The sequence below is a fragment of the Sphingomonas benefaciens genome (assembly GCF_052907485.1).
Genome location: NZ_JBREIC010000001.1, coordinates 1,445,017 through 1,470,736, shown reverse-complemented (window position 1 = coordinate 1,470,736; position 25,720 = coordinate 1,445,017). Strand labels below are relative to the sequence as shown.

The window sequence follows — 25,720 nt, the reverse complement described above, 5'->3', positions numbered from 1 at the left end:
GGACTGCAACGATCAGATCGGCACCTTCTCGCTGATATACGGATCCTTGGGCGGCTTGCGCGGCACATGCACCTTGATCGCCGGCCGTGCCGCCTGCTCCGCCAGCCACGCCGGACCGTTCTTCTGCTTGCGGATCGATGCGTCGGTCCGATAGGCAACCAGCCCGTAGATCGGCCGTCGGCCGTAGCCCGGCGCCGAATCCCCGAACGCCCAGGCGATGTTGCCGTAGGTCGACGGATCGCGGCCATCCAGACTGAACCGGTCGTTGAGGTAACAGGCGGTCGCCCAGCCTTCTTCCGGACTCGGCGTCATCTGGATCAGCCATTTCGCCCAGAACATCCGCACGTTGTTGTGCATCCAGCCGTCGAGCAGGAACTGTTTCTGACAGGCGTTCCAGCTTTCGTTGTCGGTCTCGCCATGGACCAACGCATGCAGCGTCTCGCGGTTCGGCCGTTCGTCCTTGGCATGTTCGGCCAGCTCGCGCCGGGCATATTCGGGCAGCCGGGCATAGCTTTCCGGCACGCGCATCCGCCGCGCCTTGTAGTGGAACCACTCGCGCCAGGTGAGCAATTCGTCCAGATATTTGCGGCGCTTTTCCGCCGACACATCCGCCGCCTGGACGGTGGCGATGACCTCGCGCGGGCCGATCATGCCGAAATGGAGATAGGGCGACAGCTCGCTCGCGCCATCGTCGCGCGAGGCGTCACCCCGCGCCTCGGCGTAGCGGGGCAGCACCTCCTCGGCCAGCCGGGTCAGCCGATCGGTGATCGCCGCGCGCGTCGCCGGGAAGCGCGGCGCCGGCGGCAGGTCGTGATCGATGGCAAGCCCGGCGATCAGCGCGTCGAGCGCGGCATCGTCCATCGTCGTCAGATCGTCGGGCTCGTAGGGCAGGGGGCCGTCATAGGCCGGCCGCTCCGGCTCCTTGTCATGCCCCTCATACCATTGCTCGCGCACCTCCTCGTGTCGGCGGCGGAAGGCGCTGGTCGCGCGGATGTCGTCCTTCAGCACCGCGGGCGGGACGGTGCAGGCGGCGTTGACCGCATAAACGGGCCGGCCGCTCTTGTCCGCCACCCGTTCCGCCTGCCATTGCGCCACGAAGGCAGGCTGGTCCTCCACCACCACCGCCGCGGCGCGTTCGGCGAGGCGGTAGACCAGACCCTTCTCGCGCTTGCCGGCGCGATCGACATATTGGATGCAGCGCAGGCCGCGGTCGCGGCATTGCCGCGCCAGCTCGCGCGACGCGCCGAGGATGAAGCGGTGCAACCGGTCGGAGGCGTAGGGATAATCCTCCCGCAGGCCGTGATAGACCAGCACTGGCAGGCCGGCGGCGTTGCCCAGTCGCACCGCCGCGTCGATCACCGGATTGTCGTGCCCGCGCAGCGCCTGTTGCAGCCAGCACAGCACGTAATCCGCCTTGGCCGGCGTTGCCGCCGCAGTCATGGCGCGCACGCGCGGGGCCTCGTTCCAGTCGGCCAGCGGCTTGGGAAGGGTATCGCTCATGCCGGCCCAACGCTTGCCGACGGGTTCGGTGTCAGGCAAGCCGCGCGCCATGGCCGTCACCGATATCGCCACGCGCACCTGGGATCATAATTGGCGGCTCGATCCGATCGTGCGCAGCCTGCTCGACACCGATTTCTATAAATTGCTGATGCTGCAGATGATCCGGCATCTGCATGGCGATGTGCAGGCGACCTTCCGCCTGATCAACCGCACCACGTCGGTGCGGCTGGCGGAGGTGATCGACGAGGGCGAGCTGCGCGCGCAGCTCGATCATGCGCGCACCCTCCGCTTCGCCAAGAAGGAGCTGATCTGGCTGGCGGGCAACAGCTTCTACGGTCGGGCGCAGATGTTCGCGCCCGACTTCATCGCCTGGCTCGCCGACTTCCGCCTGCCGCCCTACGAACTGCATGTCGTCGACTGTCAGTTCGAACTGACCTTCGAGGGACCCTGGACCCATACGACGATGTGGGAAATCCCGGCGCTCGCCATCGTCAACGAACTGCGCGCCCGCGCCGCGATGCGCGACAAGGGCCGGTTCGCACTCGACGTACTCTACGCCCGCGCCAAGGCCAAGCTGTGGGACAAGGTGGAGCGGTTGCGCGAACTGCCTGATCTCGTCCTCTCCGACTTCGGCACGCGGCGGCGGCACGGCTTCCTGTGGCAGCGCTGGTGCGTCGAGGCGTTGAAGGAGGGGCTGGGGCCGCGGATGGTCGGCACCTCCAACGTGCTGCTGGCGATGGACAACGATCTGGAGGCGATCGGCACCAATGCGCACGAGCTGCCGATGGTGCTCGCCGCCCTCGCACAGACCGACGCGGGCATCGCCGCCGCGCCCTATCGCGTGCTGGAGGAATGGCAGGCGCATTACGCCGGCAATCTGCTCGTCGTGCTGCCGGACGCCTTCGGGACGGAGGCGTTCCTGCGCGATGCCCCGGCCTGGGTCGCCGACTGGACCGGCTTCCGCCCCGACAGCGCGCCGCCGATCGCGGCGGGCGAGCGGATCATCCGCTGGTGGCAGGAGCACGGCCAGGATCCGGCGTCGAAACTGCTGATCTTCTCCGACGGCATGGACGTCGACAGCATCGAGCGGGTCTACCACCATTTCCACGGCCGGGTGCGGATGAGCTTCGGCTGGGGCACGAATCTGACCAACGACTTCCGCGGCTGCGATCCCGACGGCCAGCCGGGCCTCGAGCCGATCTCGCTGGTCGCCAAGGTGGTCAGCGCCAATGGCCTGCCGGCGGTCAAGCTCTCCGACAACCCGGCCAAGGCGACCGGCGTGCCGGAGGAGATCGCGCGCTATCTGCGCATCTTCGGCGGCAACGGCCGGACGACGACGGCGGTCGCGGTCTAGGGTCTGCTTAGCCCCTCCTGAAAAGGAGGGGCGCTTTTGCCCGCCGTCATCGGCTCTCGTCCTTCCCGGCGCGCGGGAAGGATTTCACCTCATCTCGAACCACAGCGGACGCTCGGCGAAGACGTCGCGCGCCGCGCGCTCGCCACCCGAAAACCGCACCGTCGCCTCCGGCACGTCGACCCCTCGGATCAACGCCGCGACCTTCAGCGTCCTGCCGTTCGCGCTGCGCGTGAACGCCACCACACGGTCGCTGCCCGACACCTCGACTGGGTGATAGTCGCCATCGGCGAACAGCACCGGTTCGGCGCGCCGCAAGGCGAGCAGGTCGGCGATCAGCCGCATCTTCGCCGGCATCCCTTGCGCCAACAGCCGTTGGCGAAGGTCATAGTCGACCGGCCGGCGGTTGTCCGGATCGACCAGGCTGAGGTCGGCGAGCTCCGTCCCCTGATACAGGTCCGGAACGCCTGGCAGCGTGTAGCGCAGCAGCACCTGTACCAGCGTGTTCGCCGTTGCCGCCGGCGCCAGTTCGGCGACATAGTCCATCAGCTCGCTGACGAAGGCCTCGTCGCCGAGAAGGTCGTCGACCAGCCCCGCCGCCTCCTCTTCATAGGCTTCGTCGGGCGCTTCCCACGACGAGCGCAATTTGGCCTCGCGCAGCGCCTTCTGCTGCCACGCCTTGACCCGCTCTGCGACGTCTGCATGGACGCCATCCTCCGGCCACACGCCGACCAGCGTCTGCAACAGCATGTAGCGATCCGCCGCGTTGACCTCCCGGTCCCCGTGCAGCCGCATCCAGCGCTGCGCGCGTGACTGCCAGGCGTCGGGCCGCGCGCTCAGCACCGCGAGCCGCGCGCGCACGTCCTCGCCCCGCTTGTGGTCGTGCGTGGCGGTGGTCAGCATCGCACGCGGCACGTCACGGGCGCGCTCGATGATCTGCCGATGGAAGTCCTCGACCGAAACCCCCAGTGTCTCGGCATCCGCGCCGACGTCGTTGCGGCTGATCAACCGGCCATAGCGGTAGAAGGCGGTATCCTCCACCGCCTTGGCGGCGATGGGCGCGGACAGTTGCTGGAAGCGCCGCACCGCCTCCGCCGCCAGCCCGGGATCACCCGGACCGTCACCCGCCAGCCACGACAGGATCAGATCGGTGATCGGGGCCTCGCCCGGCGGGATCAGGCCCGCAATCCGCTCGCGCGCGATATCGCGCGTGCGTGCGTCCCGCTCCGGCGCATCGTCGCCGGTGCCATAGGTGCGGTAGACGGGGAAGCGCCACAGCAGCCGCTCGATCGCGCGGCGTAGCATGGCGGCGGTGATGCCGTCGCCGTCCGGCGTCGACGCGGCGAGCGCGGCAAATGCCGCGACGCAGCCGTCCAGCTGTCCGGCGAATTGCCAGGACAGCAGCTCCTGCCGCGCCTCATATTCTTCGACCTCGAAGAACTCGCCGCGGCGGCTGATCGCGTCCCATTGCTCCGCCAGCGCCAGTGCACCTGCCGGATCGTGGATCAGCGTGCCGACCAGCTCCATGAAGTCGTAGCCGCTGGTGCCGTCGACGCCCCAGCCGGTCGGCTGCGGCTCGCCAACGCCCAGAATTTTCTCGATGACGATCCACGCATCCGGCCCCAGCCGCTCGCGCAACGTGCGGCAATAGCCAATCGGATCGGTCAGTCCGTCGACATGGTCGACGCGCACGCCCTCGATCAGCCCGTCCTCGTACAGCCGGACATACAGGGTGTGCGTCGCCTCAAACACCGCCGGATCCTCGATCCGCACGCCGGCAAGATCGTTGACGGTGAAGAAGCGCCGCCAGTTCAATTCGTCATTCGCCACCCGCCAGCTGGCGAGCCGGTAATGCTGGCGGTCGACGAGCTCGGCGAGCGGCAGGCGATCGGCCTCCGCCTGATCCTCCGGGCGGATCGGAAAGCGATGCTCGCCATAAGCGACCAGTACCCAGCGGTCGCCGTCGCGCTCCACCGTCAAGTCGCCGTCGGCGAGCACCTGCGACAGCGGCGCTCCGAGCACCGGCAGCACCAGCCGGCCGTCCGACGCCGGCCAGTCGATGTCGAACACCGGCGCGAACTCGCTTGCCTGCCCCTTGGCCAGTACGTCGTTCCACCAGGCATTGCCGCCGCCGGCGACGCCCATGTGGTTGGGGACGATGTCGATGATGATCCCCATGCCGCGCGCCTGCGCCGCCTTGGCCAGCGAACGGAAGGCTTCCTCGCCGCCGAGTTCGGGATTGATCCGCGTCGGATCGATCACGTCATAGCCGTGCATCGATCCGGCCGCGGCGACGGTGATCGGCGAGGCGTAGATGTGGCTGATCCCGAGCGCGTCGAGATAGGGCAGCAGCGCCTCCGCCGCCTCGAAGCGGAAGTCCTTGTGGAACTGGAAGCGGTAGGTGGCGCGGGGCGTCATGCGGGTCTCGCTTCGTTGAGCAGGGCGGTACGGCGCGTGACCTCCGGCCGGGCGAGCAGCGCCGCGGTCGTGTCGGGCAGCCGCCGGCGCCAGTTGGGATGTTCGTCGGTGGTGCCGGGCAGATTGGGCTGTTCCTCAATCCCGACCAGATCCTCGATCGGCACGATCAGCAGGGGGCAGCGCGCCGTCGCGGTCAGCGCCAGCGCCGCGTCGACCGCGGGGGCGGGGTCGTTGGGCATCGGCCCCTTCGCCACGCCCGCCTCGGTCGCCGTGGTCCAGAGCTGCTTGCGCTCGCCGATGCGTCGGACGCGCTCGGTCGCCTCGTCGCCGTCGCTGCGCTTCAGCTTGTGCGCCCAGGTGATGTCGCGCCCGCTCCACCAGCCGGCCAACGTCGCCGTGTCATGCGTGCCGGTCATCGCTACCGCGCACGCATCCCAGTCGGCCGGGTCCGTGAAGCGACCCTGTTTGTCGCGCTCGAACGGCAGCACGCGCATGCCGTAGAGCCGGCGTTCGGCCATCGTATCCCGGAACCCGGGGGGCACGGTGCCGAGATCCTCGCCGATCACCACCGCTCCGGCGCGATGCGATTCGATCGCCAGGATGCGCAACAGATCGTCGAACGGCATCGCGAGATAGGCGCCCTCGTGCGATGGCCGCCCCGCCGGGATCACCCAAAGCCGCTTGAGGCCGAGGGCGTGGTCGATGCGGATGCCGCCGGCGTGACAGACGGTTGCTCGCACGGTGCGGATGAAGGCGTCGAATCCGGTCCGCCGCAAGGCGAAGGGCGACAGAGCGGTGATCCCCCAATCCTGCCCCTGCGGCCCGAGCGGATCGGGCGGTGCGCCGATCGACAGGCCGGTGAGCAGGTCGTCGCGCCGGCTCCAGCCGTGCGCGCCGCCGGCATCCATGCCGACGGCAAGGTCCGCGATCAGGCCGATCCGCATGCCCGCGTCGCGGGCCGCCTGTTGCGCGGCGGCGAGGCTTTGCTCGGCCAGCCATTGCAGAAAGGCATAGAAGTCGACGTCCGACGCATGCTCGGCGGCATAGCGGGCAACGGCCTCGCCGGCGGGATCGTGATATTGCGCGGGCCAATCCTGCCAGCCCGATGCCCGGTTGGCGGCGAAGAAATGCGCATGCAGCGCATCGAACCGCGCCTGCGCATCGAGATCGTCCCGTCCGGCGCGATCGTGGCGGAACGGTTCGAGCAGCGCCGCCGGGGCTCCATCGAAGACCTGCCGCAGCCAGGCGAGCCGCGCCGGCAGGGCATCGGACCAATCGATCAATGGCTGCACCGGGGCGGGCGGCGGCGTCGCGCCGATCAGCGCCGGATCGGCGAGCAGGGCATGATGGAACAACCGCGACGAGGGCGCATAGGGGCTGAAGCGGCCAGCATCGGCCGGAAACAAGGCGTGGGTCGGGCTGATCGCCAGCGCCTGCGCACCGGCGGCGGCGAAGGCGCGTGCGGCGTCGGCAAGCGTGCCGAGATCGCCATAAGCCGTATCGGATCGCCCGCGAAGCGCCGGAATCTGCACCGCCGCACCCCAGAATCGGCCGTCAGGCAGCGACCGACAGGTCGGCGGGGCAATGGCGAGATCGATCGCGGTGTCGCCGATGTGCAACCGGTGGTAACCGGGCTCGGCGATTGCCGGCAGCATGCCGTCGGCGATCGTTACGGTCCGCCGGGCACCGCCTTCCAGCATCAGTTCGGCGGCGCCCTGTGGCGCGCCGTCGGGCAGGCGAACCGCAGCACCGACATCGCCGCTGACGAACGCCCGGTCGCCGCCGCACGTGTCGAGCGTCGCCAGGATCGCGTCGAGCACGTCGTCCGCGACAATATGCTGCCGGCCGTCGGCATTCTGCCATTCGCGACACAGGCCGACCGCCGCTGCCCTCGCGTGAAGATCGGACGCGCCGCCCGTCATCGCCCGATCCAGGCGCGGAACCGGTCGCCTTCGGCATGCAGCAGTTCGCCGCTCACGTCCGGCAGGGGCGCCGGCGTGTCGGCAAGATCGATCGCGATCGTCAGCACGCCGCCGTCGCCGAGCCGCCAGCGCGCGATCACCGCCGCCGGGCCGGTCGCCTGCGCCCCGATCCCGCTCGCTTCGGCAAGATGCGGTACAATTCGCGACCGCCGTTTGGCGAGCAGGTCGGCGTAAAGCGCCCGCCATGCCGCGGCGTCCGGGCCGGAGCGGGGGCGCGAGGCGTCGAAGGTCGCCAGCGCATTGGGATCGGGGATCGCTTCGCGCGCGGCTTTGTCGGCGAACGCGTCGAACTTGGCGAATTCCTTGCGCCGCCCCTCGCGCACCGCATCGGCCAGTTCGTCGTGGAAGTCGGTGAAGAACAGGAACGGCGTCTCGCTGCCATCGGCGTCCCCCATGAATAGCAGGGGAATTTGCGGGCAGAGCAGCAACAGCGCCGTCGCCGCGCGCAGTCTTGCCGCATCGGTCAGCACCGTCAGCCGCTCGCCCATCGCGCGATTGCCGATCTGGTCGTGGTTCTGCAGGAACGACACGAAGCGCGTCGGCGCCAGGTGTGCGCTGGGCTTGCCACGCGGCTTGCCGTCGTGGTTGGGCGATCCCTCGCCCTGGTAGATGAACCCTTCGCTGAGGCATCGGGCCAGCCGTTCGGCCGGCCGGTCGGCGAAGTCGCCATAATAGGCGCTGCTCTCCCCGGTCAGCAGGACGTGCAGCACGTTGTGGAAATCATCGTTCCACTGCGCGTCGAACGTCGTCGGGGTCAGCCGGCCGGCGTCGTTGCGCTCGTTCTCGAGCACCAGATGGACGTGGCGATCGGGCAGCGCCGCACGTATCTCCTTCGCCATGGCATCGAGGAAATCGTCGTTTTGCAGCGCGTGGACGGCGTCGAACCGCAGGCCGTCGAAGCGATAGTCGCTGAGCCACATCAGCGCATTGTCGACGAAGAACCGATGCACCGCCGGTGCGTCGACCGCGATGGCGCCGCCCCATGGCGTCTCCACCTCCGGATGGAAGAAGCCGCCAGCATAGGCGCCGAGGTAGTTTCCGTCCGGACCGAAGTGGTTGTAGACGACGTCGAGGAAGACGGACAGGCCATGGCCGTGCGCCGCATCGACCAGCGCCTTGAGGTCCGCGGGCGTGCCGTAGCTCTCCGCCACCGCATAGGGCAGGACGCCGTCATAGCCCCAGTTGCGCGTGCCGCCGAAGGCGTTGACCGGCATCAGCTCGATTGCGGTGACGCCCAATGCCGCCCAGTCGGCCAGATGCTCCGCCACGCCGCGGAAGCCGCCAAGCGTGCCGGCATGGACCTCCAGCAGCACCGTCTCTTGCCAGGGTCGCCCCCGCCAGCCGGCGGTCCGCCAGTCGAACGCCGGATCGACGACCACGCTCCAGCCGTGCACCCCATCGTGCTGCGCTCGCGAGGCGGGGTCGGGGACGACGGTGTCCGCATCCAGCCGGAAACGATAGCGGCTTCCCGCCGCCGCATCCGCATCCGCGCTGAACCGGCCCTGGTCGGACCGCGTCATCGCCAGCGAGGCTCCGCCGTCGATCTCTAGCGTCACCGCATCGCGATCGGGCGCCCAAAGCGAAAAGCGGGTGCGATCTTCGCCGAGCGGCTGCGGGCCCCAATTCATGCCTCGAACGCTCCGGTCCAGGTCAGCAGCACCGCGCCCTGCGGCGCCACCTCATAGGTGTCGTCGACCGTCAACTCGCCCTGATCGGGCTTGGCACTGTCGATCAGCACCGTCCGCGTCGCCTGCGGCGGGGGCAGGTGGAAGGTGATCGGTTCAGCCGAGCCGTTGAGCAGCAGCGATACCGCCTCCAGCTCGCCGGCGTCGTTGCGGGTCGCGCGGCGCATCATCAGCGCTCGGCCGTCCGGATTGTCCCAATCCTCCGGGCTCAGCTGCTGCCCCCGTTCGTCCCACCATTCGATGTCGTTGACGCCCTGTCCCGGCGAATCCTGACCGTAGAGGAACGTCGCGGCGCGCAGCACGGGATAGCGCCGGCGCAGCTCGGTCAGCCTGCCGACGAAGTCGATCTGACGCTGGCCATCTTCCGACGCCGCCGCGTTCCAGTCGAGCCAGCTGATCGCATTGTCCTGGCAATAGGCGTTATTGTTGCCTTGCTGAGTGCGGCCGAATTCGTCGCCGGCGACCAGCATCGGCGTACCCAGCGAGGCAAGCAGCGTGGTCAGCATCGACCGCATGACGCGGCCGCGCGCGTCGTTGATCGCGGGATCGTCGGTCGGCCCCTCGGCACCCCAATTACGCGAATAGTTTTCGGAATGGCCGTCGCGATTGTCTTCCTTGTTCGCCTCGTTGTGGCGGTCCTCGTACATCACCGTGTCGGCGAGGGTGAAACCATCATGTGCGGAGAGCAGGTTGATGCTCGCCCACGGCCGGCGGGCGCGCCGGTCGAACAGGTCGCCCGATCCCGACAGACGCGCCGCCAGCTCGCCGCGCTGGCCCGGATCGCCGCGCCAGAAGCGGCGCACCGTGTCGCGATATTTGTCGTTCCACTCGGCGAAGCCCGGCGGAAAGTTGCCGAGCTGATAGCCGCCGGGGCCGACGTCCCACGGCTCGCCCATCAGCTTCAGTCGGCCGAGCACCGGATCCTGCCGCACCACGTCGAAAAAGGCGGCGCCCGGGTCGAAGCCATGGTCCTCGCGCCCCAGCGTCAGGCCGAGGTCGAAGCGGAAGCCGTCGATGCCGAAACTGGTCGCCCAATAGCGCAGCGAGTCGGTCACCATCTGGATGACGCGCGCCTTGCTGAGGTTCAGCGTGTTGCCCGTTCCCGTGTCGTTGATCGTATAGCGTGGCTGATCCTTGACCAACCGGTAGTAACTGGCGTTGTCGAGGCCGCGCCACGACAGCGTCGGGCCCTTTTCGCTGCCCTCGCAGGTATGGTTGTAGACGACGTCGAGGATCACCTCGATCCCCGCCTTGTGCAGCCGGTGCACGGCGCGGCGCAGCTCGTCCTGATGGTCCGACGCCATATAGGCCCGTTCGGGCGCGAAGAAGCCGAGCGTGTTATAGCCCCAATAGTTCTTCAGCCCCTTTTCCTGCAGGAACCGGTCCTGCGTGAAGGCATGGATCGGCAGCAGTTCGAGCGCGGTGACGCCGATCCGCTTGAGATGTGCGATCACCGCGGGATGGCCGAGTGCCGCATAGGTGCCGCGTTCGCGCGCGGGGACCAGCTCCATCAGCTTGGTGAGGCCCTTAACGTGCGCTTCGTAGATCACCGTTTCCGACCAGGGCGTGTTCGGCTTGGTGTCGCGCGACCAGTCCCAATGGTCGTCGACCACCACCGCCTTAGGCATGGCCGGCGCGCTGTCGCGCTTGTCGAAGCTCAGATCTTCCCTGGCATGGCCGACCTTGTAGCCGTGCAGCGCATCCGTCCATTTGATCTGGCCGGCCAGCCGCCGCGCATAGGGGTCGAGCAGCAGCTTGTTGGGGTTGAAGCGATGCCCTTCCTCCGGCGCGTAGCGACCATGCGCGCGATAGCCGTAGAGCAGGCCCGGCCCCGCGTCGGGCAGATAGCCGTGGAACACCTCGTCGGTGCATTCGGGCAGGGCGATCCGCCCGATCTCGCGCTTGCCCGACGGGTCGAACAGGCACAGTTCGATGCGATCGGCATTGGCGGAATAGACGGCGAAATTGACGCCGAGGCCATCGAAGGTTGCGCCCAGCGGATAGGGCGAGCCCGGCTCGAGCCGGTCGGGCAAGGATGACACGTAGACGGAACCCCTTTGCTATGCCGCGCCCCAACGCAGGTGCAGCATGGAGGGTCCCATAGGATCGCTGTGTGTCAGCGCGGCGGCTTGCTGAGGAAACGCGATCCCGTCCGGCAGAAGCGCCACGGTGTCTCGACCCCGACGCTGATCCCGATCCGCGGTCCGGCGTGGATGTCGACGGGACCGTCCGCGGCGAGCAGCCGGAACGGCGGCCGATCGAGCGGCGCGCCGTCCAGCGCCTTGTCGACGCCGAGTGCCTGGCACAGCCGGCCCGGCCCGGCGCACAACAGCCGCGGATCGGCCAGTCCGCGTCGCGCCGCCATCCGATCCAGCCCGAACTCCGGTTCGACCGCCCGGATCAGCACCGCGCTGCCCGGCCGGCAGACGAGGTTCAGGCACCAGTGCAGCCCATAGCTGCGATAGACATAGGCACGGCCGGGCGCCCCGAACATCGCCGCGTTGCGCGGTGTCGGGCCGCGGAAGCTGTGCGCGGCGGGATCGTCGGCGGCATAGGCCTCCGTCTCGACGATGGCGCCGCCGACGCCGTCGATCAGCAGCGTCGCGCCGACCAGCGCACGCGCCACTGTCACGACGTCTCGATCGAAAAAGGCGGGGGGCAGGGGATCACTCACCGGACGACCGCTGCGACACTAAGGCCGCGATGACCAGCCCTGATCGCCGGATCAGACGGGCGCCGTCCGGGCGGCGGCGGCGCGCGCGCTGCCATAGGCGATCCGACGCAGCAACGTTTCGGCCGGGCCCATGGGATGATGCGCCAGCCAGCAGCGGCACAGGATCGCGGAGACGATCCAGATACCGATCGCGATCAGCCACAGCTGCGGCAGGGTGAACAGCCCGACCATTCCGAGCGCATAGAAGAGCAGCGCGCCGAGCAGCGCCTGCAGGCAATAGACGCTCAGCGTCATCCGCCCCAGCGACCGCACGGTCTTCGCCTCGCCCAGCGCGCCGCTGCGGAAGAGGAGGACGATCGTGCCGGCATGGCCGAGCGTGACGAGCAGCCGCGCCGGCTGGAACGCGCCTTCGATCAATGCCCAGACGATCGGCGGGGTACCCGGCGTACCCATGTCGAGGCCGCTGCGCACCAGCAGCCACAGATGCAATCCGCGCAGGACCAGGCCACCGCCATAGCCGGCGATCGCCATCGTCCAATAGGTCCGTACCGGTGCCGTGCCGGTCAGGATGCCGGCGCGAAACAGCGCCATGCCGATCAACATGAAGGCCAGGCTTTCGGCGATGTCGAGCCAGCCGGTGAAACCGAGATTGGCGCCGAACCAGTAATTTTCGCTCCAGCGCCACAGCGACCGGGCACGCGTCCGCTCGCTGATCTTGTCGCGGATGCTGGTCGGCGAGGGGTGGATGCGCGCCTGTTCCGCTTCGGCCGCCGTGAGCGCCGCACGCTGGTCCGCGTCGATCGCCTCTCCTTGGGCGACGAGGGCCGCCGCTTCGTGTCCCTGTTGCCACTGCGCCGCCTGCTGGCGTGTCCAATAGGCGTCGTTGGCACCTAGTCCGGCGATCAGCAGCAGCGCTGCGGCGATCAGCGTACGCGGAGGGGCGGTGCGGAAGGCGAGCAGGAACAGGCCGGTGATGCCATAATTCCACAGGATCTCGCCCGGCCACAGGAACACCAGCCACAAGGCGATGCCGAACCCCATCAGTGCCAGGCAGCGCCGCGTCCAGACGTCCAGCGGCGCGGCACTGCCGCCCGGCCCTTCCGCCCGACGCAGCATCAGCAGCATGCTGGCGCCAAAGAGCAGGGTGAACAGTCCACGCATCGCACCCTGGACGAACAGACTCTGCACGCCCCAGGTGACCCATTCCGCGGTCCAGCCGATCGGGAAATGGGTCACCGGCACGGACGTCACGCCCCCCATGCCGAAGATATTCATCAGCAGGATGCCGCAGATCGCCACGCCACGCAGCACGTCGAGCGTGTGGATGCGGTCGGCCGACACGCTGGCGGGCGCAAGAGGCAATCGGCTGGCGGCATTGGCATGATGATCGGAACGCGGCGGCACGCGGACTTTCCTCGACAAACATGATCCCCGGCGGGCTAACACTGCGACGGGTTGCCGCGCGCGCCAATGATTAACTTCCGGTCGGCATGTCCCGATACAAGAAGCGTTCGTATCGAACATTTACCAGTCCATTTCGGTCCGTCTCTACGATCCGTTAACCAACGTACATTATCGGTCGATCATCAAGGTGATCAGCAGGGGTGGGTGCGATGGCAAGTGCGGCGGTACGGTCGGTGCAGGTCGATACGGTGGCGGAGGGCGTGTCGCCTGCACAGATGATGGCCACGGCGCGCATGTTGCTCATCGAGGCGTTGGCGCTGCTCGACGCGAGCGAGGACCCGGCGGTCAGTCTTGCCGCCTGCAACGTCGACACGGCGATCGCCAATCTGCCCTGAGACGGCGGGCGCGCCGTGCCGGCGACGTCACGGTGAGCAGAACGGCGGCTCGCGCGTTGGAGAGGCAGCGAACAGATGAAGGAGCGCGCCATGTCCGACCCAAACCCAGGTCCGCACGAGATCGAAAGCTTCGGCGACCTGCCGATCCAGCCAACGGGATCGGGTCCGGCCGATCTCGAAATGGCCTATGAGCAGATGCGTCTGTCCGAAAGCGCCGATCCCGAAGTCGGGCCCGGCGATCAGCGGCTCGTTACCGACACCCCGGTCCCCACCGACGACAGTCCGGAGGCTGCCGAAAGCGGCGCGCATCCGAGCTGATTCCAGTTCGGATAGGGCGGGAAGCATCAGACGATCGACACCAGCCGGCCCCGGTGGTCCATATACTCAGATGATGGTGCCCAGGGACGGGATCGAACCGCCGACACTGCGATTTTCAGTCGCATGCTCTACCAACTGAGCTACCTGGGCATACCGAACCGCGTTCGGAAGCGCGGCCTTTAGTCGCGGGATCCGCGGCTGTCCAGCCCGTCGTGCACCTCTTCGTCACGAACCGGCACGCGATAGCCTTCGCCCAGCCATTGCAACAGGTCGCGGTCCTTGCAGCCGCGCGAGCAGAAGGGGGCATGCGCCGGATCGGTGGGCGCGTCGCAGATCGGGCATCGGGTATCGGTCATGCGCGTTCCAATCGTGGAAGCCGGCCGGTGCGGCGAGCCAATTCGGTCAGCCAGTCCGGCGTGGCGGTGATTCGGTCATAGACGGCGGCGGGCAGTCGGTGGGCGCGAGGCGACCCCGGCGGCTCCCGCTCCAATTGGCGCAGCGTCGCGCGGGCCGCGGCGCCGACGGGGTCGGCGCGCAGCAATTCCGGCACGGACGCCCGCGGGCGCGGCCGGACGATCTGCAGGAAGCCGAAGCCGTTGACGGCGGTCCGTTCGAATGACGGCAGCAGATGCGCGTCGATCGTCTCGGAGATCGTCTGGCGCGCCGCCTTGTTGGCCACGGTCGGGAAATCGATGCCGATCGACCCGCCGATGTCGTGCCGCCGAATCGCTTCCGCTACCGCGCGCGCTGCGGCAATCGCCAGCGGTTCGACCGGCGGCGGCCCATCGACGTCGAACAGCGTCATCGCAGGCGTCGGCGTCATCCGCAGCGCACCGCCGGTAAAGGCGATCTCGCCGCTCGTCGCTTCTTCCAGCAATTCGGACCAGCCCGCCGCCTCCAGCGCGTCCGCGGCATGCGCAGGCAGTGGCCGGACGGGCAGACCGCTTTCCGCCAGGCGGGCGCGCAGATCCGGCCCCTCGCCGAGCGGCGCGTCGGTGGCGGCGGCGCGCGGCGGCTTGGGGCGCCCCGCTTCGGGAATCGCCTCGCGCGTGATCGCCACGGTCAATCGTGCGCCCTGCGTCACGCCGGCGGGAAGGCGGGCGATCAGCGCCTCGCGACCGTCGATGTCGAGCCGACCGGCCCCGCCCGGCAGCGCCTCGACCAACCGAGCGGTCACGACAGCGCCCAGCCGCAAGCGATCGGGCAGCGCGATCGCCGCCGCGACGATCCGGCCGCCGTCATCGACCAGGGCGGCGCGTTCCTCGCCGATCCCGGCCTCATACAGCCATTCAGCCAAGCGGCAGCCCCGCCGCCTGCAACAGCGCGCGCGCCTCGAACAGCGGCAGGCCGATCACCCCAGAGTGACTGCCCTGCAGGAAGCGGACGAACGCCTCCGCCCGTCCCTGGATCGCATAGCCGCCCGCCTTGCCGAGGCCCTCGCCACTGGCGACATAGGCGTCGATCTCGGCCGGAGAGAGCGGCTTGAACGCGACGATCGTGTCGGCCAGGCGGGTGCGGACGGTGCCGGCACGATCGATGACGCAGATCGCGGACAGCGCATGGTGGCGGCGACCGGACAGCAGGCCCAGCAGCGTGCGCTGGATCGTCTCGTCGTCCGCCGGCGGCAGGATGCGGCGCCCGACGGCGATCGTCGTGTCGCCGGCGATCACGATCTCGTCCGGCGCGCGGGACACCGCCTGCGCCTTCTCCACCGCCAGGCGCAGGGCATAGGCGCGCGGCAGTTCGCGCGGCTGCGGCGATTCATCGATTTCGGGCGCGGCGACCCGCGCCGGCGCGGCGCCGATCCGCGTCAACAGGTCCCGCCGGCGCGGCGAGGACGAGGCGAGGACGAGGGACGGTGCGGGCGCGCTCACGAGCGGCGCTCGCAAGCGGACACCGGCATCGCGTGGATCAGGACGGGCCGGGGCCGCCGCGACCCGGCATGAAGCGATAGGTGATCCGCCCCTTGGTCAGATCATAGGGGGTCAGCTCGACCAGCACCTCGTCGCCGACCAGCACGCGGATGCGGTTCTTGCGCATCTTGCCGGCGGTATGACCCAGGATCTCGTGATCGTTTTCCAGCTGGACGCGGAACATCGCATTGGGGAGCAATTCCACCACGCGACCGCGCATTTCCAGGAGTTCTTCTTTCGCCAAACGGTGTCTCTTTCGCGCTAAGTGCGCGCGCCCTTAGCCGAGAAGACCGAAAAAGGAAAGGCGAGCGCAGGGGATGCGCGGCAATGATCGATTGCGGCGCCTGCCTCATATGGGCGCGGATGCGGCGTCCGACAAGCGCCGGCAGGCTCTTTCCGCACGGTTTCGGGGTAGGCGGGGCCGCTCAGCCCAATATCGCGCGGATACGGGCCGACAGCGCGTCGATGTCGAACGGCTTCGACACCAGCTCCATACCCTCGGCCAGGAAATCGCCCAGCATCGTCGCCTTTCCGGCATAGCCGCTGATGAACAGCACCTTCAGCGCCGGATGACGCGCGCGCACCAGATCGGCGAGGTCGCGGCCGTTCATGCCGGGCAGCCCGACATCGGTGATCAGCAGGTCGAGGCGCGGCATGGCTTCCAGTTCGGTCAGGGCCGCCGTGCCGTCCCTGGCCTGCCGGACGCGAAAGCCGAGATCGCCGAGCAGGTCCGCGACGAGCATCCGCACCGCCGGATCGTCCTCGACCAGCAGCACGCTCTCGCCCGGTCGTGCCGCCATCGGCGACGAGATCGGCGCGACGGTCGGCTTGGGGTCCGTGTCCGCGCGCGGCAGGAGCATGTGGATCGCCGTGCCCTCGCCCTCCTTGGTGACGATCCGCACCCGGCCGCCGGTCTGGCGGACGAAGCCGTAGATCATCGACAGGCCGAGGCCGGTGCCGACGCCGATCGGCTTGGTGGTGAAAAAGGGGTCGAAGGCCCGGGCGGCGACATCGGCCGGCATGCCGGTGCCGGTATCGGTCATCGACACCATCACGTAATCGCCCGGCTCGACGCCGTCGAAGGCGGCGGCCGGCGCACTGCCGCGTGGCGCATTGCCGGTCGCCAGCGTCAGCCGGCCGCCGTCGGGCATCGCGTCGCGTGCGTTGATCGCCAGATTGAGCAGCGCACTTTCCAGCTGGTTGCCGTCGGTCAGCGCCGGCCAGGCATCGCCGGCGAGATGCAGGTCGAGGGCGATATTCTCGCCCAGCGTCCGGTGCAGCAGCTCCTCCATGCCGATCGCCAGTGCGTTGACGTCCGTCGCGCGCACGTCGAGCGCCTGCCGTCGCGAAAAGGCGAGCAGCCGCTGGGTCAGCCCGGCCGCCCGTTGTGCGGACGTGGTGGCGGCATCGATATAGCGGTCGATGCGCGGGTCGCCATGCGCGCCCAGCCGCCGCCTGAGCAGATCGAGGCTGCCGATGACGCCGGTCAGCATGTTATTGAAGTCGTGCGCGATGCCGCCGGTCAGCTGGCCGACCGCCTCCATCTTCTGCGCCTGACGGAGCTGCGCCTCCGTCTCCTGCAACCGCGCTTCCGCCGCCTTTGCGTCGGTGACGTGGCGACCGACGGCGAAGATCTCGTCCGGTCCGGGCGCCGCGACCCATTGCAGCCAGCGATAGCCGCCGTCGGCGTGGCGGAACCGATTCTCGAAATTCGGCAATTGGCCGACCTGGGCGGTGGCAAGCGCCACTTCGGTGGGCGCGATATCGTCGGGGTGCGTGAAGTCGGTGACGAAATGGCCGAGGACATCGCCGGGCTCATAGCCGAGCACCGTCCGCCAGGCCGGATTGATCCGGCGGTAGATGCCGTCCGGCGACAGCACCACCATCAGGTCGGGCGAGGTGTTCCACATCCGGTCGCGTTCGGCGGTGCGCTCCTCGACCTGGCGTTCCAGCGTCGCGTTGAGCGCGCTCAGTTCCGCCTGGCTCCGCGCCAGCGCGCGGTCGGCGAGGACGCGGGCGGTGGTTTCGTTGGTGAAGATGAACAGGCCGGCGATCTCGCCATGCTCGTCCAGCACGCGCGAATAGGAAAAGGTCCACCAGGTGTCCGCCAGTCCGCGATCGGTGTCGAGCTTCCACGGCAAGTCGACGAAGCGATTGCTGCGCCCGGCGAAGGCGTCGTCGATGATCGGCTTGGCCTGGTCCCAGGCATCCGCCCACACCTCGGCGAACGGCGCGCCCATCGCCCAGTCGAGCCGCGGCCCGAGCAGCGGGCAATAGGTCTCGTTGAAGAAGAAGAACAGTTCGTCGCGACCCCAGGCGAGGATCATCGATTCGGGCGAATGGAGCACCAGTCCCAGCGCCTGTTTGAGGCCGTTCGGCCAGCCCGCGGGCGACCCCAGCGGATGCGTCGTCCAGTCGCGCGCCAGGATCAATTCGGTCGCCAGTCCGCCCCCGCGCAGGAAGCCGAGTGCGGCGGGCAGGTCCGATTCGGGCGGGGCGGCGGCGATCATCGGGCTTCCATATCGACGCCGCCAACGCGGCAGAAGCGCTTTGCGCCGCATCCCCTCATTGCATCGCCTGCGGCTAGAGCCCTTCGCCTCCAACCCAATGCGCATTCGACAGTTTGCGCGCCACCGCCCAGGTCTGCGTTCGGATGTCGGGCACCGCGACGATTTCCCAGAAAGCCCCGCGCGTCATCGGCCCCAGCGCATAGAGCCAGTCGTTGGCCGCGCCATCGGCGGCGATCGTCCGCGCCTCCGCGTCGACGTCGATGCCCAGCCGGGCGGCATCGGCACGGATCGTGCCGCGATCGGCGAGGCGACGCAGCAGCGGCTCGGTGGTGCGGGACAGGTCGCCCTGCGGCCCGGTGCAGTTGACGATCCGTTGCGCGACGATGATCTCGGTCGTGTCCGATCCGCGCGGCCGCCACGTCACCGCGATGCCGTCGGGTCGCTCGACGAAGCCGGCGGTCTTGCCGGCGACGAGGTGCAGCCGGCCGTCCGCGATCATCGCCGCCAGCCGGGCGGCGACCGGCGGTGCGATCCGGTGGCGGTGGACGTCCCACCAGGGGCGCAGGTGGCGCAGGAAGCGTGCCCGCTCGGCACCGCTGGCATTGGCCCACATGCCCTGGGTGAACGGGCGCAGTTCGTCGACCGCCTGGCGCCAGCCGATCCGCTCGCCGCGATCGCGGACCATCCCCACCAGGTCCGAGGCGACGGTCGCCGGGCGCTCGCGCAGGCGGTCCGGATTGGGGGCGGGCGGCGCATGTTCGCGCGGCAGCAGCCCGCGCCGCGATACGGCGACGATCCGGCCGCCGAAGCCCTGCGCGTCGAGCGTCAGCGCGACGTCGACCATCGTGAGGCCGGTGCCGATGACCAGCACGGTGTCGGCATCGCTCAGCCCGTCGCTGAGCCCCGGCGCCCAGGGATCGTTACGATAGCGCGTCGACAGTGTCGCCGGATCGAGGCCGGGCGGATCGTGCGGCGGCAGGTTGCCGACCGCGAGCACCGCCGCGTCCGCCGCGATCCGCTCGCCGTCCGCCAACATCACGCTTGCGCCCTCGTCCGCCGCGACGATGTCGGCGACGTCGTTCTGGACCACGGTCAGCCGGTCGCCGGCGCGCGCGCGGGCCTCCTCCAGCAGGTCGCGCAGATAGGCGCCATAGGTGACGCGCGGCACGAACGTCCCCGCGGCGTCGACCATGCCGCGCCCGCCCAGCCAGCGGACGAAATGGTCGGGATCGTCGGGAAAGGCGCTCATGTTGCCGGCGCGGACGTTGAGCAGATGGCTCGGCTGTGCCGCACCATAAGCGACGCCGAGCCCCGCGACCGGCGCGCGCTCAATCAGCGTCGCGCGCGGCCCGTCGTGGCGCAGCAGGTTGATCGCCTGCAACGTCCCCGAAAAGCCCGCGCCGACGATCGCGACGTGGCGGATCATCCGCGATCCGCGTTCAGATGTCGTAGCAGAGACCGGCTCCCGCCTCTTGCGCCTCGCGCGCCCGCCCGCCCATCCGCGCATGCAGCCGCCGGACGGTGTCGCTGCCCGTGGTGGTGAACACCGCCGGGACGAGGCCGTGGATCATGCACGCCGCGCCGCCGACGATCATCGTCGCGCCGAAACCCATGGCAGTGCGGGCATGGGCCAGATAGCTCTCGCCGACGCGGCGCGGATGCGCGGCGAACAGCGTGTCGAACGTGGCAGGCAGGGGTCGCATCGTCGGTCACCTCCGTGGCGCCAGGCTACCGGTGCGAGCCGTCGGGGCGCAAGGGGTGAGGGGCGCCGTTCACCTCGACCCGCACCCGACCCGTCATGCCGGATCGACCGTGGCTGATCGGGCAGGGCACCGATCGCCCGCTCGAACGTAGTGCGCGCCATGTCCAAACTCTTCGAACCGCTCGCCGTCGGCGGCCTGTCGCTTGCCAACCGCATCGTCATCGCGCCGATGTGCCAATATTCCGCCGACGAGGGGCGGATGACCGACTGGCATACGATCCACCTTGGCCATCTCGCGCTGTCGGGCGCGGCGCTGCTGACGATCGAGGCGACCGCGGTCGTGCCGGAGGGGCGGATCACCTATGGCGACGTCGGCCTGTGGGACGACGAGACCGAGGCTGCGATGGCGCGCGTGCTGGAAAGCGTCCGCCGTCATTCCGACATGCCGATCGCGATCCAGCTCGCCCATGCCGGCCGCAAGGCGTCGACCGACCTGCCGTGGAAGGGCGGCAAGCAAATCGCCCCGGACGCCCCCGACGGCTGGCAGACCGAGGCGCCGTCGGCCGTGCCCTTCGCCGCGGACGAACATCCGCCGGTCGCCCTCGACGCGGCGCGGCTGGCCACGATCCGCGACGCCTTCGCCGATTCGGCGCGCCGCGCCGCGCGGCTTGGCATCGACGCGGTGCAGATCCACGCCGCGCACGGCTATCTGCTCCATCAATTCCTTTCCCCGCTCAGCAACACCCGCGACGACGATTATGGCGGCAGCCTCGACAACCGGATGCGCTTCCCGCTCGAGGTGTACGACGCGGTACGCGCCGCCTTTCCGGCGGACAAGCCGGTGACGGTGCGCGTCTCCGGCACCGACTGGGTGGAGGGCGGCTGGGACGCGGAGCAGACCGTCGCCTTCGCACGCGCGCTGGAGGCACGGGGCTGCGCGGCGATCCACGTGTCGAGCGGCGGCCTCGATCCGCGCCAACAGATCCCGGTCGGGCCCAGCTATCAGGTGCCGCTCGCCCGGGCGGTCAAGCAGGCGGTGGCGATCCCGGTCGTCGCGGTCGGCCTGATCACCGATTACGAACAGGCGGAGGCGATCGTCGGCACCGGCGACGCCGATCTGATCGCGCTGGCACGGACGATCCTCTACGATCCGCGCTGGCCCTGGCATGCCGCCGCCCACCTCGGCGCGCGGGTCAAGGCGCCCGACCAGTATCTCCGCTCGCAGCCGCGCCAATACCGGCATCTGTTCGACGTGGAGGGCAGCGCGGAGAGTTGAGTGTGATCCAAAGCCCCTCCCCTTCAGGGGAGGGGTAGGGGGTGGGGCATCGCCACGGACGCTGCGCTTGAGGACAGGCCCCACCCCAACCCCTCCCCTGAAGGGGAGGGGCTTCTACCAGATCACCCCATCCCCTCGACCATCTCCGCCAATTCCAGCCAGCGCATCTCCGCCGCGTCCTTCTCGTCGCGGAGCGCCGCGATCTCCTTGCCCAGCCGGTCGAACGCCGCCGGATCGCGCGCATACAGGCCCGGATCGCCCATCGTCGCTTCCTTTGCCGCCACGGACCGGTCGATCTCCTCGATCCGCTTGGGCAGCAGATCGAAGTCGCGCTGGTCCTTGTAGCTCAGCTTGGTACGGGGCTGCGCCGGGGCGGGGGCCTCGACCGGCTTCTTGCTCTCGGTCTTCTTCTCCGCCTTGGGTTTGCGCTTGCGCTCCCAATCCTCATAGCCGCCGACGACGACATCGACGGTCCCCGACCCGTCGAGGCCGAGGGTCACCGTCACCGTCCGGTCGAGAAAGTCGCGATCGTGGCTGACGATCAGCACGGTGCCGTCGTAATCGGCGATCACCTCCTGCAACAGGTCGAGCGTCTCGAGATCGAGATCGTTGGTCGGCTCGTCGAGCACCAGCAGGTTCGATCGCCGGGCGAACTCGCGCGCCAGCAGCAGGCGCGACCGCTCGCCGCCGGACAGCGTGCCGACCTTCGCCTCCGCCAGGCTGGGATCGAACAGGAATTCTTTCAGATAGCCGTGGACGTGCTTGCGCACGCCGAGCACGTCGATCCAGTCGCCACCGTCGGCGAGCACGTCGCGCACCGTCTTCTCCGGCGCCATCAGGCTGCGCTGCTGATCGATGACCACGCCGTCGAGCGTCTTGGCCAGCTTCACCTCGCCGCTGTCGGGCGCCAGCTCGCCGGTCAACAACCGCAGCAGCGTCGTCTTACCGGCGCCATTGTGGCCGACGATGCCGATCCGGTCGCCGCGCGTGACGCGCAAGGAGAGGTCGCGGATCACCGTCCGCGGGCCATAACCCTTGGTGACGTGCAGCGCGTCGATCACCACCTTGGTCTTGGCATCGTCCGATCCGGTGACGAGGTTCGCCGACCCTTGCGGCCCGGTCATCGCGGCGCGGGTCGCGCGCATCTCCTTCAGCTTGGCAAGTCGTCCCTGGTTGCGCCGCCGGCGCCCGGTGACGCCACGCTGCAGCCAATGCTCCTCGATCTTCAATTTGGCGTCGAGCTTTTCGGCAGCGCGCTGTTCCTCGGCATAGACCGCCTCGGTCCAGGCCTCGAAGCCGCCGAAGCCGACTTCGCTGCGCCGCATCTGGCCGCGGTCGAGCCAGAGCGTCTGCTTGGTCAGCCGGGTCAGGAAGGTGCGGTCGTGGCTGATCACGACAAAGGCTCCGCGCCAGCGGTTCAGCCAGTCCTCCAGCCAGTCGATTGCGGCGATGTCGAGATGGTTGGTCGGCTCGTCGAGCAGCAGCACGTCCGGATCCTGTGCCAGCGCCCGCACGATCGCTGCGCGCCGCCGCTCGCCGCCACTCGCCGACGTGGCGTCGCGCGACAGGTCGATGCCAAGCTGGTCGGCGATGGCGTCCGCTTCGTGCCGCTCGGGCGGATTGTCGCCGCCCAGCACGTAATCGGCGAGCGTCGCGCAGCCGGCCAGACTCGGCTCCTGTTCGAGGATGACGACGCGCGTGCCGGGCACGACGGTGCGCCGGCCCTCGTCGCTGTCGATCGTGCCGGCGAGCAGCTTCAGCAACGTCGTCTTGCCGGCGCCGTTGCGCCCGATCAGCGCCAGTCGGTCGCGCGCGCTGATATGGATGTCGAGATGGCGGAACAGCCAGCCGGACCCCTGGATCAGGCCAAGGTCTTCGTAGGAAAGGATGGGGGCAGCCATAGGCGCCGCGAGGTAGGGGGTGGCGGGCAGGGGAGCAAGCTTATCCGACCGGCGCGGCTTGATAACCGCTGTCCTACAAAGCTGCGCCTTCCTATCTTGGCCGGCATGACCGGGTCCGCCGCCATCGCCATTCTTTTCGTGCGGGGCAGGATCGGTCCGGACGTTTGCCCGTTCAGGCGTCAATTCTGTCAAGACTCGTGTCGCCGTGGCTCCTGACTCCAGCGTTTCCGGTCCATTCACAGGCTGTTCAATGGTGCTGACCTATGCGACGCCGATGCGAATGATCGTTCCTCTCGCTCTCCTGGCCGCCGCTCCGGCACTTGCGCAGGCGCCCGATACGCAACGGCGTAGCGACCAGGAACGCGCCTACGATGCGCGTCGCCGCGGTGACCTCTTGCCCAACAAGGTGATCGAGGCGCGCGTGTTGCCGCAGATGAAGGGCTACGAATATCTCGGCTTCGACATCGACTTCGCGAGCGGCGTTTACACGCTCAAGTTCCTGCGCAATGGAACCGTGGTCTGGGTCGATGTCGACGGCCGCACCGGCCAGATCATCGGTCGCACCGGCCGCTAACCACCGGCGACCCATAAACAGGGAGATCCCATGCGCGTTCTGATCGTCGAGGACGAACCCAATCTCGGCCAGCAGCTGAAGAATACGCTGGAGGGCGCGGGCTATGCCATCGACCTCGCCACCGATGGCGAGGAGGGGCATTTCCTGGGTTCGACCGAAAGCTATGACGCGATCGTGCTCGATCTCGGCCTGCCGGAGATCGACGGGCTGACCGTGCTCGACCGCTGGCGCAAGGAGGGCAAGACCACGCCCGTGCTCGTCCTCACCGCGCGCGATAGCTGGTCGGACAAGGTCGCCGGGCTCGACGCGGGTGCCGACGATTATGTCGCCAAGCCGTTCCAGACGGAGGAGCTGATCGCCCGCCTGCGCGCGCTGATCCGCCGCGCCTCCGGCAATGCGTCGAGCGAGCTGACCGCCGGCGACGTCCGCCTCGACACCCGTTCGGGCAAGGTCACCCGCGCCGGCGAGGCGGTGAAGCTGACCGCGCAGGAATATAAGCTCTTGAGCTACCTGCTCCATCACAAGGGCAAGGTGGTCAGCCGCACCGAGCTGATCGAGCATATCTACGACCAGGATTTCGATCGCGACTCGAACACGATCGAGGTGTTCGTGACGCGCATCCGCAAGAAGCTGGGCCAGGACGTGATCACGACGATCCGCGGCCTTGGCTACAGCCTCGAAGATCCGGACGCCTGATCGCCCCTCAAGACCGTCACACCATGACCGACGCACCGCCGCTCGCCGAAGCGCCGCCGCGCCGCCGGGCCCGGACGACGGGTTCGCTGTCGCGCCGCATGATCCTGATCGCGGCGGCGTGGATCGGCGTGCTGCTGTTCGGCGGCGGCTTTGCGCTCGATCGCGTGCTGTCGGCGGCGGTAACGCGCAATTTCGACGACAATCTCAGCTACGTGATGCGATCGCTGCTGGTGTCGGCCTATATCGATCCGGACGGCGAGGTGGCGTTTAGCCGTGATGCCACCGCGGATCAGCGGTTTCTGGAGCCCAATTCGGGGCTGTATTGGCAGATTTCGGCGCCCGGTCGCTCGGTGAGGGAGGCCTTCCCGTCGCGCTCGCTGTGGGACCGCCGGCTGGCATTTGGCTCGGCTCACGACGATCGCAGCATTCATATCTACAACAGCAACCAGTTTCCGGACGAGAAACTGCGTGTCGTCGAACGTGACGCACAGCTGCCAGGATCGAATGTCCATTGGCGCTTCCAGGTCGCGCAGAGCCGCGATGGTCTGGATTCGCAGATCGCGGTGCTCCGCCGCACCTTGGTGCGCAGCTTCCTGCTGCTCGGCCTCGGCCTGATCGCGCTGGCCGCGCTCCAGACGTTCTACGGTCTGTGGCCGCTGCGCCGGGTGCGCGAGGAGATCGCGCGGATGCGCGCCGGTCAGTCGAACCGCGTGTCGAGCGCGATGCCGATCGAGGTCGCGCCGATGGTCGAGGAGCTGAACGCGCTGATCGAACATAACGAGCGGCAGGCGGAAGAGGCGCGGCGGCATGCCGGCAACCTCGCCCATGCGCTGAAGACGCCGCTGACCGTGATCATGAACGCCGCCACCGCGCATGCCGACGACCTCGCCGATACGGTGATCCGCGAGGCGCGAACGATGCGGCGGCAGGTCGACCATCATCTCGCCCGCGCCCGTGCAGTCGGCCGGCGCGGCTCGGCGCATAGTCGCGCGGAGGTCTGGCCCAGCCTCGAATCGGTCGAGCGCGCGGTCGGTCGCCTCTACCGCCACGTGCGGATCGACGTCACCGGGCCCAAGGATTTGCAGGTCCATATCGAGCGCCAGGATCTCGACGAGATGCTCGGCAATCTCATCGAGAATGCCGCCAAATACGGCGGCGGCAGCGTGTTCGTCACCGTCGGCGCCAATGCGGGCTTCGTCGAATTCCTGATCGAGGACGATGGCACCGGCATTCCCGAGGAAGACCGCGTCCGCATCTTCGATCGCGGCGTCCGGCTCGACACCGGCAAACCCGGCACCGGATTGGGCATGGCGATCGTCCGTGACGTCGCCGAAATCTACGGCGGCACGGTCAGCCTGGAGGAAAGCGAGGACCTGGGCGGCCTGCTCGTGCGGCTACGCCTGCCCGCGGCCAATTGATGC

Annotated in this window: 22 protein-coding genes and 1 tRNA gene; 7 read left to right on the top strand and 16 right to left on the bottom strand. The window is 68.8% G+C overall.

Annotated features, from left to right (window positions below; translation table 11 throughout):
- Positions 1 to 12: 12 nt before the first annotated feature.
- Positions 13 to 1,551: a deoxyribodipyrimidine photo-lyase gene (locus ACU5AX_RS07240; protein ID WP_446690236.1), complete on the bottom strand. Its 1,539-nt coding sequence runs from the start codon at positions 1,549 to 1,551 to the stop codon at positions 13 to 15.
- Between ACU5AX_RS07240 and pncB the strand changes: the two genes are divergently transcribed.
- Positions 1,550 to 2,854 carry a nicotinate phosphoribosyltransferase gene (gene pncB, locus ACU5AX_RS07235; protein WP_446690235.1) on the top strand — a complete coding sequence of 435 codons (1,305 nt, stop codon included), beginning with the start codon at positions 1,550 to 1,552 and terminating at the stop codon, positions 2,852 to 2,854. The genes ACU5AX_RS07240 and pncB overlap by 2 nt on opposite strands.
- Before the next feature lie 84 nt (positions 2,855 to 2,938).
- On the opposite strand, the gene treY is transcribed toward pncB, so the two are convergent.
- The 6 genes from treY to ACU5AX_RS07205 form a co-directional block, all read right to left on the bottom strand.
- On the bottom strand, positions 2,939 to 5,269 hold the full coding sequence (gene treY / locus ACU5AX_RS07230) for a malto-oligosyltrehalose synthase (protein WP_446690234.1): 2,331 nt from the start codon (positions 5,267 to 5,269) through the stop codon (positions 2,939 to 2,941).
- Entirely contained in the window at positions 5,266 to 7,191 is a 1,926-nt protein-coding gene (gene malQ / locus ACU5AX_RS07225) for a 4-alpha-glucanotransferase (RefSeq protein WP_446690233.1), read from the bottom strand. Before malQ ends, treY begins: the two co-directional genes overlap by 4 nt.
- Positions 7,188 to 8,879, bottom strand: a complete 1,692-nt coding sequence (gene treZ / locus ACU5AX_RS07220) for a malto-oligosyltrehalose trehalohydrolase (RefSeq protein WP_446690232.1) — start codon at positions 8,877 to 8,879, stop codon at positions 7,188 to 7,190. The genes malQ and treZ overlap by 4 nt, the downstream gene beginning before the upstream one ends.
- Complete coding sequence (gene glgX / locus ACU5AX_RS07215; RefSeq protein WP_446690231.1) at positions 8,876 to 10,978, bottom strand: glycogen debranching protein GlgX; 2,103 nt, start codon at positions 10,976 to 10,978, stop codon at positions 8,876 to 8,878. Before glgX ends, treZ begins: the two co-directional genes overlap by 4 nt.
- Before the next feature lie 74 nt (positions 10,979 to 11,052).
- Positions 11,053 to 11,610 carry a DNA-3-methyladenine glycosylase gene (locus ACU5AX_RS07210; RefSeq protein WP_446690230.1) on the bottom strand — a complete coding sequence of 186 codons (558 nt, stop codon included), beginning with the start codon at positions 11,608 to 11,610 and terminating at the stop codon, positions 11,053 to 11,055.
- Positions 11,611 to 11,661: 51 nt separating this feature from the next.
- On the bottom strand, positions 11,662 to 13,014 hold the full coding sequence (locus tag ACU5AX_RS07205; RefSeq protein ID WP_446690229.1) for a DUF418 domain-containing protein: 1,353 nt from the start codon (positions 13,012 to 13,014) through the stop codon (positions 11,662 to 11,664).
- A gap of 209 nt (positions 13,015 to 13,223) precedes the next feature.
- Between ACU5AX_RS07205 and ACU5AX_RS07200 the strand changes: the two genes are divergently transcribed.
- Positions 13,224 to 13,409, top strand: a complete 186-nt coding sequence (locus ACU5AX_RS07200) for a hypothetical protein (RefSeq protein ID WP_198352005.1) — start codon at positions 13,224 to 13,226, stop codon at positions 13,407 to 13,409.
- A 90-nt stretch (positions 13,410 to 13,499) separates the two neighbouring features.
- Entirely contained in the window at positions 13,500 to 13,727 is a 228-nt protein-coding gene (locus tag ACU5AX_RS07195) for a hypothetical protein (RefSeq protein WP_198352006.1), read from the top strand.
- 74 nt (positions 13,728 to 13,801) lie between these two features.
- Here ACU5AX_RS07195 and ACU5AX_RS07190 read toward each other — a convergent pair.
- From ACU5AX_RS07190 to ACU5AX_RS07155, 8 genes are all read right to left on the bottom strand, one after another.
- A tRNA-Phe gene (locus ACU5AX_RS07190) sits at positions 13,802 to 13,877 on the bottom strand.
- Between the two features lie 29 nt (positions 13,878 to 13,906).
- On the bottom strand, positions 13,907 to 14,083 hold the full coding sequence (locus ACU5AX_RS07185; protein WP_446690228.1) for a DNA gyrase inhibitor YacG: 177 nt from the start codon (positions 14,081 to 14,083) through the stop codon (positions 13,907 to 13,909).
- On the bottom strand, positions 14,080 to 15,024 hold the full coding sequence (locus tag ACU5AX_RS07180; RefSeq protein ID WP_446690227.1) for a ribonuclease: 945 nt from the start codon (positions 15,022 to 15,024) through the stop codon (positions 14,080 to 14,082). Before ACU5AX_RS07180 ends, ACU5AX_RS07185 begins: the two co-directional genes overlap by 4 nt.
- A complete protein-coding gene (locus ACU5AX_RS07175; protein WP_332837867.1) occupies positions 15,017 to 15,601 on the bottom strand; it encodes a Maf family protein in 585 nt (194 codons plus the stop codon). The genes ACU5AX_RS07180 and ACU5AX_RS07175 overlap by 8 nt, the downstream gene beginning before the upstream one ends.
- Before the next feature lie 37 nt (positions 15,602 to 15,638).
- Positions 15,639 to 15,884 (bottom strand): translation initiation factor IF-1, encoded by a 246-nt coding sequence (infA, locus tag ACU5AX_RS07170; protein WP_055844981.1) that lies wholly within the window; start codon positions 15,882 to 15,884, stop codon positions 15,639 to 15,641.
- A gap of 181 nt (positions 15,885 to 16,065) precedes the next feature.
- Complete coding sequence (locus tag ACU5AX_RS07165; protein ID WP_446690226.1) at positions 16,066 to 18,150, bottom strand: response regulator; 2,085 nt, start codon at positions 18,148 to 18,150, stop codon at positions 16,066 to 16,068.
- Positions 18,151 to 18,223: 73 nt separating this feature from the next.
- Positions 18,224 to 19,576, bottom strand: coding sequence for an FAD/NAD(P)-binding protein (locus ACU5AX_RS07160; RefSeq protein WP_446690225.1), 1,353 nt, complete (start codon positions 19,574 to 19,576; stop codon positions 18,224 to 18,226).
- Between the two features lie 13 nt (positions 19,577 to 19,589).
- Positions 19,590 to 19,853 (bottom strand): DUF6356 family protein, encoded by a 264-nt coding sequence (locus ACU5AX_RS07155; RefSeq protein WP_446690224.1) that lies wholly within the window; start codon positions 19,851 to 19,853, stop codon positions 19,590 to 19,592.
- Between the two features lie 159 nt (positions 19,854 to 20,012).
- Between ACU5AX_RS07155 and ACU5AX_RS07150 the strand changes: the two genes are divergently transcribed.
- A complete protein-coding gene (locus ACU5AX_RS07150) occupies positions 20,013 to 21,128 on the top strand; it encodes an NADH:flavin oxidoreductase/NADH oxidase (protein ID WP_446690223.1) in 1,116 nt (371 codons plus the stop codon).
- A gap of 122 nt (positions 21,129 to 21,250) precedes the next feature.
- Here ACU5AX_RS07150 and ACU5AX_RS07145 read toward each other — a convergent pair whose 3' ends face one another.
- Positions 21,251 to 23,029: an ABC-F family ATP-binding cassette domain-containing protein gene (locus tag ACU5AX_RS07145; protein ID WP_446690222.1), complete on the bottom strand. Its 1,779-nt coding sequence runs from the start codon at positions 23,027 to 23,029 to the stop codon at positions 21,251 to 21,253.
- 250 nt (positions 23,030 to 23,279) lie between these two features.
- Here ACU5AX_RS07145 and ACU5AX_RS07140 point away from each other — a divergent pair, with 250 nt between their 5' ends.
- From ACU5AX_RS07140 to ACU5AX_RS07130, 3 genes are read left to right on the top strand one after another with little or no spacing between them, the layout of a single operon-like run.
- Positions 23,280 to 23,603 (top strand): hypothetical protein, encoded by a 324-nt coding sequence (locus ACU5AX_RS07140; RefSeq protein ID WP_446690221.1) that lies wholly within the window; start codon positions 23,280 to 23,282, stop codon positions 23,601 to 23,603.
- A gap of 30 nt (positions 23,604 to 23,633) precedes the next feature.
- Positions 23,634 to 24,299, top strand: coding sequence for a response regulator transcription factor (locus ACU5AX_RS07135; protein WP_198352015.1), 666 nt, complete (start codon positions 23,634 to 23,636; stop codon positions 24,297 to 24,299).
- A 23-nt stretch (positions 24,300 to 24,322) separates the two neighbouring features.
- On the top strand, positions 24,323 to 25,717 hold the full coding sequence (locus ACU5AX_RS07130; RefSeq protein WP_446690220.1) for a sensor histidine kinase: 1,395 nt from the start codon (positions 24,323 to 24,325) through the stop codon (positions 25,715 to 25,717).
- The last annotated feature ends 3 nt before the right edge of the window (positions 25,718 to 25,720 follow it).